The 14,164-nt window shown below is 72.1% G+C and carries 15 protein-coding genes and 3 pseudogenes; 9 read left to right on the top strand and 9 right to left on the bottom strand.

The genetic code is table 11. From position 1 onward, the window contains the following. The 3 genes and pseudogenes from B9S61_RS43135 to B9S61_RS38085 form a co-directional block, all read left to right on the top strand. Positions 1-174 (top strand): annotated as a pseudogene (locus B9S61_RS43135) (PLP-dependent aminotransferase family protein); the annotation flags it as partial. A 40-nt stretch (positions 175-214) separates the two neighbouring features. Further along, a complete protein-coding gene (locus B9S61_RS38090; RefSeq protein ID WP_103546244.1) occupies positions 215-652 on the top strand; it encodes a GNAT family N-acetyltransferase in 438 nt (145 codons plus the stop codon). A gap of 131 nt (positions 653-783) precedes the next feature. Beyond that, positions 784-1,377 (top strand): histidine phosphatase family protein, encoded by a 594-nt coding sequence (locus B9S61_RS38085; RefSeq protein WP_103546248.1) that lies wholly within the window; start codon positions 784-786, stop codon positions 1,375-1,377. On the opposite strand, the gene B9S61_RS38080 is transcribed toward B9S61_RS38085, so the two are convergent. Together B9S61_RS38080 and B9S61_RS38075 are read right to left on the bottom strand one after the other, a co-directional pair. Then, positions 1,359-1,799 carry a DUF6314 family protein gene (locus B9S61_RS38080; protein ID WP_103546243.1) on the bottom strand — a complete coding sequence of 147 codons (441 nt, stop codon included), beginning with the start codon at positions 1,797-1,799 and terminating at the stop codon, positions 1,359-1,361. The genes B9S61_RS38085 and B9S61_RS38080 overlap by 19 nt on opposite strands. Before the next feature lie 403 nt (positions 1,800-2,202). Further along, the gene (locus tag B9S61_RS38075) at positions 2,203-2,580 is read right to left on the bottom strand and encodes a hypothetical protein (RefSeq protein ID WP_103546247.1); all 378 of its coding nucleotides are present in this window, start codon (positions 2,578-2,580) and stop codon (positions 2,203-2,205) included. A 159-nt stretch (positions 2,581-2,739) separates the two neighbouring features. On the opposite strand from B9S61_RS38075, the gene argC reads away from it, so the two are divergent. Genes argC through B9S61_RS38050 form a run of 5 tightly spaced genes read left to right on the top strand, consistent with a single transcriptional unit; the run spans position 2,740 to position 7,594 of the window. Then, entirely contained in the window at positions 2,740-3,768 is a 1,029-nt protein-coding gene (argC, locus tag B9S61_RS38070; protein WP_103546242.1) for an N-acetyl-gamma-glutamyl-phosphate reductase, read from the top strand. Continuing rightward, positions 3,765-4,943 (top strand): bifunctional glutamate N-acetyltransferase/amino-acid acetyltransferase ArgJ, encoded by a 1,179-nt coding sequence (argJ, locus tag B9S61_RS38065; RefSeq protein WP_103546241.1) that lies wholly within the window; start codon positions 3,765-3,767, stop codon positions 4,941-4,943. Before argC ends, argJ begins: the two co-directional genes overlap by 4 nt. Beyond that, positions 4,940-5,842: an acetylglutamate kinase gene (argB, locus tag B9S61_RS38060; protein WP_103546240.1), complete on the top strand. Its 903-nt coding sequence runs from the start codon at positions 4,940-4,942 to the stop codon at positions 5,840-5,842. Before argJ ends, argB begins: the two co-directional genes overlap by 4 nt. After that, positions 5,839-7,044: an acetylornithine transaminase gene (locus tag B9S61_RS38055; RefSeq protein ID WP_103546239.1), complete on the top strand. Its 1,206-nt coding sequence runs from the start codon at positions 5,839-5,841 to the stop codon at positions 7,042-7,044. The genes argB and B9S61_RS38055 overlap by 4 nt, the downstream gene beginning before the upstream one ends. Positions 7,045-7,051: 7 nt before the next feature. Then, the gene (locus B9S61_RS38050; RefSeq protein ID WP_103546238.1) at positions 7,052-7,594 is read left to right on the top strand and encodes an arginine repressor; all 543 of its coding nucleotides are present in this window, start codon (positions 7,052-7,054) and stop codon (positions 7,592-7,594) included. A 281-nt stretch (positions 7,595-7,875) separates the two neighbouring features. Here B9S61_RS38050 and B9S61_RS38045 read toward each other — a convergent pair whose 3' ends face one another. After that, the gene (locus B9S61_RS38045; RefSeq protein ID WP_103546237.1) at positions 7,876-8,253 is read right to left on the bottom strand and encodes a MerR family transcriptional regulator; all 378 of its coding nucleotides are present in this window, start codon (positions 8,251-8,253) and stop codon (positions 7,876-7,878) included. 75 nt (positions 8,254-8,328) lie between these two features. On the opposite strand from B9S61_RS38045, the pseudogene B9S61_RS38040 reads away from it, so the two are divergent. Continuing rightward, positions 8,329-9,058: pseudogene (locus B9S61_RS38040) on the top strand (SDR family oxidoreductase). Between the two features lie 114 nt (positions 9,059-9,172). Here the strand turns inward: B9S61_RS38040 and B9S61_RS38035 are convergent. The 6 genes and pseudogenes from B9S61_RS38035 to B9S61_RS38010 form a co-directional block, all read right to left on the bottom strand. Continuing rightward, entirely contained in the window at positions 9,173-9,910 is a 738-nt protein-coding gene (locus B9S61_RS38035) for an FAD:protein FMN transferase (protein ID WP_103546246.1), read from the bottom strand. 55 nt (positions 9,911-9,965) lie between these two features. After that, entirely contained in the window at positions 9,966-10,754 is a 789-nt protein-coding gene (locus B9S61_RS38030) for an FMN-binding protein (protein WP_103546236.1), read from the bottom strand. A 57-nt stretch (positions 10,755-10,811) separates the two neighbouring features. Then, the gene (locus B9S61_RS38025) at positions 10,812-12,194 is read right to left on the bottom strand and encodes a ferric reductase-like transmembrane domain-containing protein (RefSeq protein WP_181007727.1); all 1,383 of its coding nucleotides are present in this window, start codon (positions 12,192-12,194) and stop codon (positions 10,812-10,814) included. Between the two features lie 73 nt (positions 12,195-12,267). Beyond that, on the bottom strand, positions 12,268-12,972 hold the full coding sequence (locus B9S61_RS38020) for a L,D-transpeptidase (RefSeq protein ID WP_103546235.1): 705 nt from the start codon (positions 12,970-12,972) through the stop codon (positions 12,268-12,270). A gap of 3 nt (positions 12,973-12,975) precedes the next feature. Further along, on the bottom strand, positions 12,976-13,563 hold the full coding sequence (locus tag B9S61_RS38015; protein ID WP_103546234.1) for a pyridoxamine 5'-phosphate oxidase family protein: 588 nt from the start codon (positions 13,561-13,563) through the stop codon (positions 12,976-12,978). 98 nt (positions 13,564-13,661) lie between these two features. Beyond that, positions 13,662-14,164, bottom strand: a pseudogene (locus tag B9S61_RS38010) (hypothetical protein); the annotation flags it as partial.

Genomic DNA, 14,164 nt, shown 5'->3' with positions numbered 1-14,164 from the left:
GCCGCCCTGCGCGCGGGCGTCGCCGTCACGCCCGGCCGCCCCTACTTCAGCGCCGAACCCCCGGCCGGTCACCTCCGCCTGAGCTTCGCGGCGGTGGCCGGCACCGAGGAGATCGCCGAGGGCGTACGGCGACTGCGCGCCGCCTGCGAGGACGTACCGGGCGCGCACGGATAACGGCTCGACGCGGCACCGCGCGGGCTGCGAGCATCACGCCATGACCGATACCCCGCGGCTGCCCGAGGGCTACGAGATCTCCACCGACCCGGCGAGGATCGACGCGGCCCGGGTGCACCGGTGGCTGTCGACCGACGCCTACTGGGCCCTCGGTCGCTCCCGGGAGAAGCAGGACGACGCGATCGGGGGCTCGCTCAACTTCGGTGTCCACGACACGCTCTCGGGGGAGCAGGTGGCGTACGCCAGGGTCGTCACCGACCGGGCGACCTTCGCGTGGCTGTGCGACGTGTACGTCGACCCGTCGGTGCGGGGCAAGGGGATCGGCACCGCGCTGGTCGCGTGCGTACGGGAGGAGCTGCGGTCCTACGGCGTGGAGCGCGTCATGCTGGCCACGCACGACGCGCACGGTGTCTACGCCGGGCTGGGGTTCCGCCCGCTGGAGCGGCCCGACCACTGGATGCTGCTCGCCCTGGAGTGAGGACGGCGGGGACCGCCGTTTCGGGCGGCTTGTCCGCCACGTCCTTACCGGTGAGTAAGATCGATGTGACGTACGGTGACGACCGGGCGGCACCCCTTGACCTGTTCACTCCGGCGACTGACGATCGCGGCATGGCACTTCGGGTCACGTTCGTCGCCGCCGCGGGGAGCTCCTCGGTGCTGGCCGAACGTTTTGAGGACGACCGGCCGCTGGACCAGGCCGGATGGAACGAGGTGCAGCGGGTCGCGCACGAGCTGCTGCCGCTCGCCGCGGCCGATCTGCGCTACTGCTCCCCGGCCCCGCGCAGCCGCGCCACCGGAGACGGTCTCGGATACGCGCCGCTGGTGCAGCTCGCCCTGCGCGACTGCGGGATGGGCCGCTGGCGGGGACTGACCCTGGGGGAGGCGATGGCCCGGGAGCCGGGGGCCGTGGACGCCTGGCTCGCCGACCCGCGGGCCACCCCCCACGGCGGGGAGTCGCTGCTGGACTTCATCGGCCGGGTGGGCGGCTGGCTCGACACCCGGCCGGCCGACGACGACTGCACGGTCGTCGCCGTGGCCGTGCCCTCGGTGATCAGGGCGGCCCTGGTGTACGTGCTGAAGGCGCCGCCCGCCACGTACTGGAGCATCGACGTCCGCTCGCTGTCGACGATCAGCGTGACCGGCCGGGCCGGCCGCTGGAGTCTGCGGCTGGAGGGGGCCTCGACTCAGCCGACGCGTGCGTAGCCGGTGGTGAGCTCCAGGTCCTTGGCGGGGCCGCGCACCCGCCAGACCGACTGCCAGTGGTCCGCGTCGCGCACGGTGAACTCGCCCCGGTAGAGGTCCGCGGCGCAGGGGTGACCGGCGACGTACCGGCCCGTGGTGAGGTCCAGGTCGTGGAACGGGCGGCCGTCCGCGAACCGTACGTCCGCCGTGCCGCCCGGCCCCGGCAGGAAGCGCAGGGTCCGCCCGGCGGGCCGGGTGACGCCCCGCCAGGTGAAGTCGCCGGACTCCTCGTGCAGCAGGCCGCCGCCCTCCATCGGGCCGAAAACGACCGTCCCCGTGAAGCGTCCCTCGTCCCCGCCCGCCAGGTCCCGCACGGTGCGTTCCGCCAGCCGGCGGCCACCCAGGTAGGTCAGTACCTCGGGTACCGGCCAGAACTCGCCCATCGTGCCCCGCTCCCGCGCGCTCTCCGTCGTCGCACGACCCATTGACGTGCCCCTGCCTCCTCCTCATCTTGCCGTTCGGTGTACTGGCCGTCGTCCGGCCTACCGAACATCGAACGCTCCCGTGTCCCCACCTCCAACAGAGTCGCGGAGTACCCATCTCACGTACCGCCCGGAACCGCACCCGCACCAGACTCGGTCTCACCACCACCGCGCTCCTGACGGCTGCCGCCCTCGGCCGCTCTGCACGGCCGCGACCACAATGCAACCCACAACGTCCTCTCCGAAGCCCTCGGAAGGGGCACACGCCCCAGGTCGGAACCCTCGACTTCAGGCCAGGAAGCACCTCAACAGGCCGCACTCCGCCTCGCCGCGCTCCTCGTCCGGGCCCGGCGACAGACCGCTGTCAGCGATCGGCCACCCGACACGAGTCCGCAGGCCATGAGCCTGTGCCGGCAATGTGTGCCACGAGCCTGAAGGCCTCGCGGACAGGGACGGTGTCCTCGTCCGGGTACTCGTCACCCTGCCCGTCGGAGAGGACGAACCCATCGCTCGCCCCCTCGGCTCCGGGAGTCACGGCATGCTCGCCGGGATCGCCCTCCTCTCCGAACAGCATCACCATCGCGCGCTCCGTATTCGTCACGAAGGCCGGCGACCGTCCGGACGAACTGGTCAGCCACGTCTCGAACTGCCCGCTGTCGATCCTCGACCGCAGAACCTCCAGGGCCACCGCAGGCGACACAGGGCCAGGACCGTGGTCACTGATCACCCAAGACTCGATCACGTGCACGACGATCTCACCAACGGATCCAAGAGACAGCCCTGAGCCTTCTCTGTTCGCCACACGACACTCTCGGTCACGGGAGACCCTGCACGTCAGCCCGCTCGGCGTTGCATAAACGTGCGACTGTACGTATAGTCATGCCGTCTAGGAGGAGGTTCCATGACCGTACGTGTGGCAGTGGCCGGAGCGAGCGGGTATGCGGGCGGGGAGGTGCTGCGTCTGCTGCTGGCCCACCCGGAGGCCGAGATCGGCGCGCTGACCGGCCACTCCAACGCCGGGCAGCGGCTGGGCGCGCTCCAGCCGCATCTGCTGCCGCTCGCCGGCCGGGTGCTGGAGGAGACGACCCCCGAGGTGCTCGCCGGCCACGACGTCGTCTTCCTCGCGCTGCCGCACGGACAGTCGGCCGCCGTCGCCGAGCAGCTCGGCGAGGACGTGCTCGTGATCGACATGGGCGCCGACTTCCGGCTCAAGGACGCGTCCGACTGGGAACGGTTCTACGGCTCCCCGCACGCCGGCACCTGGCCGTACGGCCTGCCCGAACTGCCGGGTGCCCGCGCCGCGCTGGAGGGGTCCAAGCGCGTCGCGGTGCCCGGTTGCTACCCCACCGCCGTCTCCCTCGCCCTCTTCCCGGCATACGCCGCCGCCCTCGCCGAGCCCGAAGCGGTGATCGTCGCCGCCTCCGGGACCTCCGGCGCCGGGAAGGCGCTCAAGCCCCACCTGCTGGGCTCCGAGGTCATGGGCTCGATGTCGCCCTACGGCGTGGGCGGCGGACACCGGCACACCCCCGAGATGATCCAGAACCTGGGCGCGGCGGCCGGCGAGCGGATCTCCGTCTCCTTCACCCCCACCCTCGCGCCGATGCCCCGCGGCATCCTCGCCACCTGCACCGCGAAGGCGAAGCCCGGCGTCACCGCCGGGTCCGTGCGCGCCGCCTACGAGAAGGCCTTCGCCGACGAGCCGTTCGTCCACCTCCTCCCCGAGGGACAGTGGCCCGCGACCGCCTCCGTGTACGGCTCCAACGCCGTGGCGGTGCAGGTCGTGTACGACGAGGCCGCGGGGCGGATCATCGCCATCAGCGCCATCGACAACCTGACCAAGGGCACCGCGGGCGGTGCCGTCCAGAGCATGAACATCGCCCTGGGTCTCGACGAGACCACCGGGCTGACGACGATCGGAGTTGCGCCGTGAGTGTGACGGCAGCGCAGGGATTCACGGCGGCGGGCATCGCCGCCGGGATCAAGGAGAACGGCAACCCCGACCTGGCCCTCGTGGTCAACAACGGCCCCCGCCGCGCCGCCGCCGGCGTCTTCACCTCCAACCGCGTCAAGGCCGCGCCGGTGCTCTGGTCCGAGCAGGTCCTCAAGAGCGGTGAGCTCACCGCCGTCGTCCTCAACTCGGGTGGCGCGAACGCCTGTACGGGCCACAAGGGTTTCCAGGACACGCACGCGACCGCGGAGCAGGTCGCCGAGTCGCTCAACACCGCGGGCCACGACGAGACGGGCGGCCACGCCCCCGGCATGGTCGCGGTCTGCTCCACGGGCCTGATCGGCGTACCGCTGCCGATGGACGCACTGCTGCGCGGTGTCGACAAGGCCGTCGCCCAGCTCGGGCCGCACGGCGGTGAGAAGGCCGCCATCGCCATCAAGACCACCGACTCCGTCCACAAGACGTCCGTCGTCACCGGGGCCGGATGGACCGTCGGCGGTATGGCCAAGGGCGCCGGCATGCTCGCGCCCGGCCTCGCCACCATGCTCGTCGTCCTCACCACCGACGCCGACGTCGACAGCGACACCCTGGACCGGGCCCTGCGTGCCGCGACCCGGGTGACCTTCGACCGCGTCGACTCCGACGGCTGCATGTCCACCAACGACACCGTGCTGCTGCTCGCCTCCGGCGCGTCCGGGGTCACGCCCGGGTACGACGAGTTCGCCGAGGCCGTACGGGCCGTCTGCGACGACCTCGGTCAGCAGCTGATCCGGGACGCCGAGGGCGCGGCCAAGGACATCAAGGTGGAGGTGGTGGGCGCCGCCACCGAGGACGACGCCGTCGAGGTGGGCCGCTCCATCGCCCGCAACAACCTCCTCAAGTGCGCCATCCACGGTGAGGACCCCAACTGGGGCCGGGTGCTCTCCGCGATCGGCACCACGAAGGCCGCCTTCGAACCCGACGAGCTCGATGTCGCCATCAACGGCGTCTGGGTCTGCAAGAACGGCGCCGTCGGCGAGGACCGCGACAAGGTCGACATGCGCTACCGCGAGGTGCACATCGTCGCCGACCTCGCCGCCGGTGACGCCACCGCCACCATCTGGACCAACGACCTCACCGCCGACTACGTCCACGAGAACAGCGCCTATTCCTCATGACCGCCACCCGAAAGCACACCGCGCTGCCCAAGGCACGGATCCTCGTCGAGGCGCTGCCCTGGCTGACCCGGCACCACGGCAAGACCGTCGTCATCAAGTTCGGCGGCAACGCCATGGTCGACGAGGAGCTGAAGGCCGCCTTCGCCCAGGACGTCGTCTTCCTGCGCCACGCCGGCCTCAAACCGGTCGTCGTGCACGGCGGCGGCCCGCAGATCAGCCGGGCGCTCGACCGGCACGGCATCGTCAGCGAGTTCAAGGCGGGCCTGCGCGTCACCACCGAGGACGCCATGGACGTCGTACGCATGGTGCTCGCCGGACAGGTGCAGCGGGAGCTGGTCGGGCTGCTCAACCGGCACGGACCGCTCGCCGTGGGCCTCACCGGCGAGGACGCGCACACCCTCACCGCCACCAAGCACCAGCCCGAGATCGACGGCGAGCTGGTCGACATCGGGCGGGTCGGCCAGATCACCGACATCGACACCGGCGCGATCCAGGCACTGCTCGCCGACGGCCGTATCCCGGTCGTCTCGTCGATCGCCCGCAGCCAGGACGACCACCATGTCTACAACGTCAATGCTGATACGGCGGCTGCGGCACTCGCTGCTGCACTGGGCGCCGAAACCCTCATGGTCCTCACGGACGTCGAGGGACTCTACGAGGACTGGCCGGACTCCGACGAGGTGATCAGCCGCCTCACCGCCTCCCAGCTCGAGAAGCTCCTGCCGGAACTGTCCTCGGGCATGGTGCCGAAGATGGAGGGCTGCCTGCACGCCGTGCGGGGCGGCGTGAACACGGCCCGCGTCATCGACGGCCGGGTCCAGCACTCGATCCTGCTGGAGATCTTCACGGACGAGGGCATCGGCACGATGGTCGTGCCCGACGAACAGGGGGAGTCGTGAGCAACGAAGAACTGAGCCGGCGGTGGCAGGGCGCGCTCATGAACAACTACGGCACCCCGCGGCTGCCGCTGGTGCGCGGTGAGGGCGCGCGGGTGTGGGACGCCGACGGCAGGGAGTACGCCGACTTCGTGGGCGGCATCGCGGTCAACGCGCTCGGCCACGCCCACCCGACGGTCGTCGAGGCCGTGAGCCGGCAGATCGCCTCCCTCGGCCACGTCTCCAACCTGTTCGTCGCCGAACCGCCCGTCGCGCTCGCCGAACGGCTCCTCCAGATCTTCGGCCGCGAGGGCAGGGTCTACTTCTGCAACTCGGGCGCGGAGGCCAACGAGGCCGCGTTCAAGATCGGCCGGCTGACCGGGCGGGCCCACATGGTCGCCACCGACGGCGGCTTCCACGGCCGCACCATGGGCGCCCTCGCGCTCACCGGCCAGCCCGGCAAGCGGGAGCCGTTCCTGCCGCTGCCCGGGGACGTCACGCACGTCCCGTACGGCGACGCGCAGGCGCTGGCCGCGGCGGTCACCGAGAACACGGCACTCGTGATCATCGAACCGGTGCAGGGCGAGAACGGGGTCGTGGTGCCCCCGCCCGGCTACCTGAAGGCGGCCCGCGCGATCACGGCCGCCACGGGCGCGCTGCTGGTGCTGGACGAGGTGCAGACCGGCGTCGGACGGACCGGGAACTGGTTCGAGTACCAGGCGCACGAGGGCGTGCTCCCGGACGTCGTCACGCTGGCGAAGGGACTCGGCGGCGGGCTGCCGCTCGGGGCGACGATCGCCTTCGGGCGGGCCGCGGACCTGCTGGCCCCCGGCCAGCACGGTACGACCTTCGGCGGCAACCCGGTCGCCTGCGCCGCCGGACTCGCCGTTCTCGACACCATCGAGAGCGAGGGGCTGCTGGACAACGTCAAGCGGCAGGGCGAGAAACTCCGCGAGGGGATCGAGGCGTCCGGCCACGCCCTGATCGACCACGTCCGGGGGGCGGGACTCCTCCTGGGTATCGTGCTCACCGAGCCGCTCGCACCCCAGGTGCAACAGGCGGCTCAGGACGCCGGATTCCTCGTGAACGCGCCGGCCCCCGATGTCGTACGGCTCATGCCGCCGCTGACTCTCGGGGACGACGCGGTGGACGCCTTCCTCGGGGCGCTGCCCGGCATCCTGGACGTGGCCGGCGGCGCGGGCGGGGAAGGACGATCCGGAGAATGAGACGACGATGAACCAGGATCAGGAGGACCACGGTCAGCAGGCCGGACCTGCCGTGCCGCAGACGCGCACCGCACGCCACCGCCGGATCGTGGACATCCTCAACCGGCAGCCGGTGCGGTCGCAGAGCCAGCTCGCGAAGCTGCTCGCCGACGACGGGCTGAGCGTCACCCAGGCGACGCTGTCGCGGGATCTGGACGAACTCAACGCGGTGAAGATCCGCAACACCGACGGCGACCTGATCTACGCGGTGCCGAGCGAGGGGGGATTCCGCACGCCCCGCGCGCCGCTGGGCGGCTCCGCCAAGGAGGAGCGGATGCGGCGGCTCTCGCAGGAACTGCTGATCTCCGCCGAGGCGTCCGCGAACCTCGTCGTCCTGCGCACTCCGCCGGGCGCCGCGCAGTTCCTCGCCTCGGCGATCGACCAGGCGGAACTGCACGACATCCTCGGCACGATCGCCGGCGACGACACGCTGATGCTGATCAGCAGGGAACCGGCGGGAGGACAGGCCCTGGCCGACCACTTGCTGCGCCTGGCACAGAACGGCCACTGACCCTTCCGCGGGGGTGGGGCCGGGGCCGGGGAAGGCGAGCACGCGGGCCGGAGGCCTCCGCGACACCGTGCCGCAGGCCGTATCGCCGGGCGACCGAGACATGCCCCGCCAAAGGCGCGGCCCGGAGCATGACCAGGAGGCCGTCGGTCGGCCCCCGGGGCACGGCGGGGGCGGATACCGGGGTACCGGGGTGGCGGCCCGGTCGTCCCGCGCCGCCGCGACCTCGGTCGGAGCCGGCGCCCGGGCCGCGGACCCTTGGTGCGACCTTCGTCCGACCGTGCCTACGGGTGTGTGTCCGTGATCGTGATGACCTCGTCGAGGCGGTCCAGGGCGGTCTGCAGGTCGTCGACCTTGGCCTGGATGCGGTCGCGCTCGGCGCGCAGCATGGCGCGCTGCTCGGCGTCGGTGTGGCCGGAGTTCCAGCGCGGAAGGAGTTCCGCGATCCTTCGGCTGGTCAGGCCGGCGGCGTACATCTGCTGGAAGAAGCGCACCCGGGCGATAGTGTCCTGCCGGTAGAGGCGCTGGCCGGACGGGCTGCGTTCCGCGACGAGCAGTCCCTGCTGCTCGTAGTAGCGCACGGCCCGTACCGAGACGCCGGCGCCCCGTGCCACCTCGCCGATGCGGACCAGCCGCTCGGACGCGCTCTCCGTGACGGTCATGGTGATTCCTCTCACTCCGGACCTGACGAACAGCACTTGCCTCTGACGTCAACGTCAGGTTTTGGCGTACCGGTCATGGACATCAACAACTCGGTCGCCCTGATCACCGGAGCCAACCGCGGTCTGGGCCGCGCCTTCGCCCGGCGCCTCCTCGAACGGGGCGCCCGCAAGGTCTACGCGACGGCCCGCCGACCGGAGACCGTCGACCTGCCCGGGGTCGAGGTGCTGCCTCTCGACATCACCGCTCCCGCATCCGTGAGGGCCGCCGCCGAGGCGGCCCCGGACGTCTCGCTGCTCGTCAACAACGCGGGGATCCAGACGGGCACCGACCTGGTGACCGGTTCGCTGGACGCGGTGCGGCGCGAGCTGGAGACCAACACGTTCGGCCACCTGCGGATGATCCGGGAGTTCGCGCCGGCGCTCGCCCGCAACGGCGGGGGCGCGATCGTGAACGTCCTCTCCGCGATGCCGTGGTTCGGGGTCGAGGGCGAACAACGCCTACCACCTGACCAAGGCCGCCGCGTGGGCCATGACCAACGGCGTCCGCCTGGAGCTCGCCGGGCAGGGCACGCTCGTGACGGCGGTGCACCTCGGGCTGGCCGACACCGACATGTCCGCGGGCTGGCCGGTGGCCAAGATCTCGCCGTCGTACCTGGCCGACGCGGCGCTCGACGGTGTGCAGACGGGCTCCGCGGAGGTCCTCGCCGACCAGCGGAGCCGGGACGTCAAGTCCCGGCTACCGCTGACGCCGGAGGAGTTCAACGCCGCGATGGACCGCGCCCTGGCCGCGCTGACGGCGGCCTGAGCGGGCCCTGGGGCCACGCTGTCCTCGGGTCGGTGGCCCGGGGGTCGGCCGACCCATCGACCCATGGATCGGTCGATTCCCGGGCCACCGACCGCCACCCGCCTCAGCCGTCGTTCAGCCCAGCCAACCCGCCAGCCCACCGGTGCACCGCACCTCGTCACCCGCGGTGATCAGCAGCCCTTCGACCCCCGGCAGGGATTCCAGCCAGGCGAGCCCCTGCCGCGAACCCATCGCGAACGCCGCCGTCGCCCAGCAGTCCGCCCACGTCAGCCGTGGCGCGACCACCGTCACGGCGACCAGATCGGTCACCGCCGACCGCCCCGTACGGGGGTCGACGATGTGATCTCCCCGCTCGGCGGTACCGGACGTCGCCACCGCCAGTTCGTCCGCACCGGTCGCGGAGACCACGGCGGCGAGACCACCCGGCCGCAGCGGATCCGACACCCCCACCCGCCAGGGCCGCCCCGACCCCGGCGTCCCCAGCAACTGCACGTCACCGCCCCCGTTGACGTTCACCCCCGCCGCCCCCGCGGCAGCGAGCCGCCGCGCCGCCCGTTCGGTGGCCCAGCCCTTGACGATCCCGGTCGGGTCGAGCCGGCCCCGGTAGCGCGCGCTGAACCAGCCCTGGCTCACCCGCTCCGCCTCCGCCGCCAGCTCCAGCACTTCCGCCACCTCGGGATCGCACTCCCCGACGTCGAGTTCACCCCGCGCCAGCCGGGAGATCTGGCTGTCGTCGCGGTACGTGCTGAACACCTCGTCGACCCGGTGCAGCCCCGCGACCGCGTCCTCGACCGCCGCGCGCACCTCGTCGGGTCGCCCGCCGCGGACGTCGAGGGAGAAGACGGTCCCCATCGTCTCCTCCGCATGACGCACCGCGGCGGGAGCCCCGGCCGGTTCCGTCACCGTGTCAGCCACCGGCCTTGTCCAGTGCCGACTGGAGCGACTGCTTGTACCCGGCACTCGTGTACGTGGCCCCCGACACCGCGTCGATCTCCGCGCTGCCGGCCGCCACCGCCGCCTGGTTGAGCTTCGGTACGGAGCTGGAGGTGACCTGGTCGCTCTGCCCGCCCTTGGGGGCCTGGACCGCCTCCGCCTTGGTGATCTTCCCGCCGCTGACGGTGATCCTCACCTGCACCGGCCCGTACTGGGTCTGTGCCGGGTCGCCGGTGACCGTCTGCGCCTGCGCCTCACCGGAGTCCCCGCCGCCCTCGCCGTCCGCACCGGAGGAGGAGTCCGAGGGCCCGGCCGCCGCCCGCGCCTTGTCCAGCGCCGACTGCAGCGACTGCTTGTACCCGGCGCTGGTGTACGTCGCGCCCGACACGGCGTCGATCTCCGCGCCCTGCGCCGCCACGGCCGCCTGGTTGAGCTTCGGTACGGAGTTGGAGGTGATCTGGTCGCTCTGCCCGCCCTTGGGGGCCTGGACCGCCTCCGCCTTGGTGATCTTCCCGCCGCTCACCGTCAGCCGGACCTGCACCGCGCCGTACTCGGTGCTCGACGCGTCCCCGGTGACCGTGCCGTCGCCGATGGGCTGGGAGCCGCCCTGCGGGGACTGGGCCGCCGCGGGCGGGGCGGCCCCGCCCGCGGCCTCGGCCGCGCCCGGATCGGACGCCGGCTTGAGCGACAGCAGCAGCACGATCCCGGACACGGTGGCGGCGGTCGCGAGCACGGCGCGCCGGACGGGGTGACTCTTCCTCATCGCTTCTCAGGCTCCTGATGGGTGTGGACGGTCCGGGTGATGGGGCGGGCACGTCGCTCACATCTCGAACGACTCGTGATGGATACGGCGGGCGGGGACCCCGGCGCCGCGCAGTGTGTCGTACACCGACTGGGCGAACCCGGGCGGCCCGCACATGAAGACGTCATGGCGGTCGACGTCCGGAATCTTCCGCCGCAGGCTCTCCGCCGAGATGTCCGGGCGTTCCCCGTCGGGGCTGTTCACCGCGTACATCAGGCGCGCGCCCCGCTCGTCGGCGATCTTGGCGAGCTCGCCCCACAGCGCCAGGTCCTGCGTGCTGTTGGCCCGGTAGAGCAGGGTGATGTCACCGGCCGCGCCGGGCAGGGTCTCGAACAGCGCCCGCATCGGCGTGATCCCCACCCCGCCCGCGACCAGCAGGACCTTGCCCCGGCTGCGGCGCTGCGCGGTCAGTGCCCCGTACGGGCCCTCCGCCCACACCTTCGTGCCGGGCTCCAGCTCGCGCAGCCGGGAGGTGTGGTCGCCGATCGCCTTGACCGTGATCCGCAGCATGTCGGGGCGGGGTGCCGCGGACAGCGAGTACGGGTGGGAGCTGAAGCGCATCCCGGGCGCCAGGAACCGCCAGCGGAAGAACTGCCCGGCCTCCGCGCCCATCCGGTGCAGCCGGCGCCCGCCGATCAGCACGGACACGATGCCCGGCGTCTCCTCGATGACCGCCTCGACGCGCATCCGGTGCCGCAGGTTCAGCCGCACCGGGGTGATGATCCGGTACCAGAGGACCAGCGCGGTCACCATGCCGTACAGCCCGTACCAGAAGGTTCTGGCGGCCGGCTGGACGGCGAACTCGTTGCCGGTGGTGATCTGGTGCCAGAACGTCAGGAACACCGCCGCGTAGGTCAGCAGGTGCACGTGGTACCAGCCGTCGTACGGCAGCCTGCGCCGCACCGGGCCGACGGAGAGGAGGGCGATCACGAACAGCAGACCGGTGCCGATGGCGGCCTTGCCCATGTCCGGCAGCGTGTTGATGGAGGTGATCGTCTGCTGCACGATGTCGCCGAGGCTCTTGCCGGCCTGGAGGGCGTAGCCCCACATGATCAGGAAGACGTGCGCGATGACCAGGCTGACGGTGTAGCGGCCGCTCATCGCGTGCCAGCGCGCGACCCGGTCGGAGCCCACCCGGCGTTCCAGCGCGGGCACCCGTGCCATCTGGAGCACCACCAGGGCCATCAGATAGCCGCCGAGCAGACCGGTGATCCGGCCGGCGGCGATGATCTTCCCGGTGGTGTCCGCGATGGACGGTGTGTTGGTCCACCACAACCACAGCACGGCCACCGCGCCCGCACCCACGGCGAGCAGCAGGGGCACGGCGGGGGAGCGGCGCGGACGGATGCGGCGCATCGTCTGGCGGCGGGCGGCACGGCCGCCGGCGAGCGTGGTGGTCACGGTTCCTCCGTGGGACTTGGCCCTTGGCCCACACATACGTGCCGTCACGGCGGCGCGTTCAGAGGAATCCGGTTCAGTACCTGGTGATCGCCGTGCGTCCGCCCGTCGTGCCGATCGCGAGGTGCGGTGTGCGGCCGCGATCGGCCCAGCGCAGGATCCCGCGCATCGTGTCCTTCGGTACGGACACACATCCCGCCGTCGCCCCGCGCCCGTTGACGTGGAGAAAGATTCCGGCACCCCGGCCGCGCACCGGGCGGCGGTAGTTGAAGTCCACGACGAGGGCGTGGGCGTACTGCGCGCGGTAGGTGATCAGGTGCTCGGCCTCGGCGGCGCGGCAGTCGGCGGCCCGGGGCTCGGTCCAGCGGTTGTAGGAGCGGGAGCCGTTGTCCTGGCACCACCAGGAGCTCTGGCGTACGGGACGGTAGGTGTACGCCGTTCCGCGTGGCGCCGCCTCGATACCGAAGGCGTACGGCAGGCCGTACAGCCCGGTCGGTGTGGTGTTCGTGCCCTGCTTCCGGACGGCCCCCTCGGCCAGGCCCTTCGCTCCGAAGCGGGCCCGCGCGGACCCGGCCGCCACCCAGCGTCCGTCCTTCCGGTCCCACCAGGTGAGCGTGCCGGAGGTCGAGCCGGTACCGGGTGCCACCGCGGTGATCAGCTGACTGCCGCCCCCGGTGTCCGCCATCCGGTCGGGCAGTGCCGACGGCGGCCGACCGCCGGTGCCGGGCGTGAGCAGGGACAGGGACACGAGGACGGCGGCGGGGGCGGCACCTGGGCGCATGGCTCAGACGGTAGACGGGGGCAGCGGCAACGGCAGCCCGGGCAGTCCGTCCAGGCTCGTCGCGATGTGCTCCTTCTTGGTGAAGTACGCGTCGAGCGAGGTGTCGTCCTCCCGTGCGAACCGCTTGGCGTGCAGGTCCCGTTCGCTCTCGTACGCCATGAAGGGGACCGCGTATCCGCAGGTGTCGCGGATCAGTTCGGCCGTCACGACGACGACGGCGCGCAGGCCGTGAGGGCTGGGGTCGATGCCGGGGAAGCGGGCGAGCAGTCCGGGGAAGCGCGGGTCGTCCCGGAAGACGGGCTCCCCGCGGCCGTGCACGCGCACGATGTTCGGCGGCCCCTGGAAGGCGCACCACATCAGCGTGATGCGGCCGTTCTCCCGCAGGTGGGCGATGGTCTCGGCGTTGGAGCCGGCGAAGTCGAGGTACGCCACCGTGAGCTCGTCGAGGATCACGAAGGATCCCTTGAGCCCTTTGGGCGAGAGATTGACCGTGCCGTCGGCGGACAGGGGGGCGGTGGCGGTGAAGAAGACCGGCTGTTCCTCGATGAACGAGCGGAGGCGGCCGTCTATGCGCTCATAGGTCTTTCCCATGTCGCACCATTATGGGCGCAGATCTTTCGACTGTCTAACGAAAATTCCGTGGCCTCCCCGGCCGGCGTGTTCGCGGGGCGGCCACGGCGCCTGTCACCTCACTTGGTGAGCGTGCAGGCGGCCAGGGAGTCGAGTCCCGCGGGGCGTTCGGCGGTGCGGCCGATGGCGGTGGCGATGCGGTTGACGGCGGCGACGCGTTTGTCCTCGAGGGGGCCGAGGATGGCGTTGCGGACGAAGTCGGGTCCGCCCTGTCCGACGGTGTCGGCGAGTCGCTGGTTGGCTTCGTCGATCTGTTTGTCGAGGTCGGCGAGGTTGCGGCTGACCTCGGCCTGCGCGGAGGCGGGGACCGCGGGCAGCCGCGGGGCGACGTCCGGGCAGGAGATGGTGCCGGCCTCCCCTGCCTGTCCGGTGTCTTCCCCGGCGCCCTGACCGGCTTCCTGTCCCGCTCCCTGCCCGGCCTCCTCGGCGGGCGGCGCCGGGGCCTCCTCGCCGCCGGTGTCCTGCTGGTCGGCGGCTCCGCCGGGCGCGGCGAGTGAGCAGGGCGCGAGCGCGTCGAGTCCCGCGGGGCGTTCGGCGGTGCGGCCGATGGCGGTGGCGATGC

Origin of the sequence: Streptomyces sp. SM1 (assembly GCF_002910825.1) — a bacterium.
GTDB lineage: Bacteria > Actinomycetota > Actinomycetes > Streptomycetales > Streptomycetaceae > Streptomyces > Streptomyces okerensis.
The sequence above is the reverse complement of the archived record's forward strand: the minus strand, read 5'-3'. Positions and strand labels throughout refer to the sequence as shown.

What these genes read in the sequence shown, in the direction of transcription:
- B9S61_RS38090 (WP_103546244.1), top strand. Translation starts at nt 215, where the DNA reads ATGACCGATACCCCGCGGCTGCCCGAGGGCTACGAGATCTCCACCGAC.
- B9S61_RS38085 (WP_103546248.1), top strand. Translation starts at nt 784, where the DNA reads ATGGCACTTCGGGTCACGTTCGTCGCCGCCGCGGGGAGCTCCTCGGTG.
- B9S61_RS38080 (WP_103546243.1), bottom strand. Translation starts at nt 1,799, where the DNA reads ATGGGCGAGTTCTGGCCGGTACCCGAGGTACTGACCTACCTGGGTGGC.
- argC (WP_103546242.1), top strand. Translation starts at nt 2,740, where the DNA reads ATGACCGTACGTGTGGCAGTGGCCGGAGCGAGCGGGTATGCGGGCGGG.
- argB (WP_103546240.1), top strand. Translation starts at nt 4,940, where the DNA reads ATGACCGCCACCCGAAAGCACACCGCGCTGCCCAAGGCACGGATCCTC.
- B9S61_RS38050 (WP_103546238.1), top strand. Translation starts at nt 7,052, where the DNA reads ATGAACCAGGATCAGGAGGACCACGGTCAGCAGGCCGGACCTGCCGTG.
- B9S61_RS38045 (WP_103546237.1), bottom strand. Translation starts at nt 8,253, where the DNA reads ATGACCGTCACGGAGAGCGCGTCCGAGCGGCTGGTCCGCATCGGCGAG.
- B9S61_RS38035 (WP_103546246.1), bottom strand. Translation starts at nt 9,910, where the DNA reads ATGGGGACCGTCTTCTCCCTCGACGTCCGCGGCGGGCGACCCGACGAG.
- B9S61_RS38030 (WP_103546236.1), bottom strand. Translation starts at nt 10,754, where the DNA reads ATGAGGAAGAGTCACCCCGTCCGGCGCGCCGTGCTCGCGACCGCCGCC.
- B9S61_RS38020 (WP_103546235.1), bottom strand. Translation starts at nt 12,972, where the DNA reads ATGCGCCCAGGTGCCGCCCCCGCCGCCGTCCTCGTGTCCCTGTCCCTG.
- B9S61_RS38015 (WP_103546234.1), bottom strand. Translation starts at nt 13,563, where the DNA reads ATGGGAAAGACCTATGAGCGCATAGACGGCCGCCTCCGCTCGTTCATC.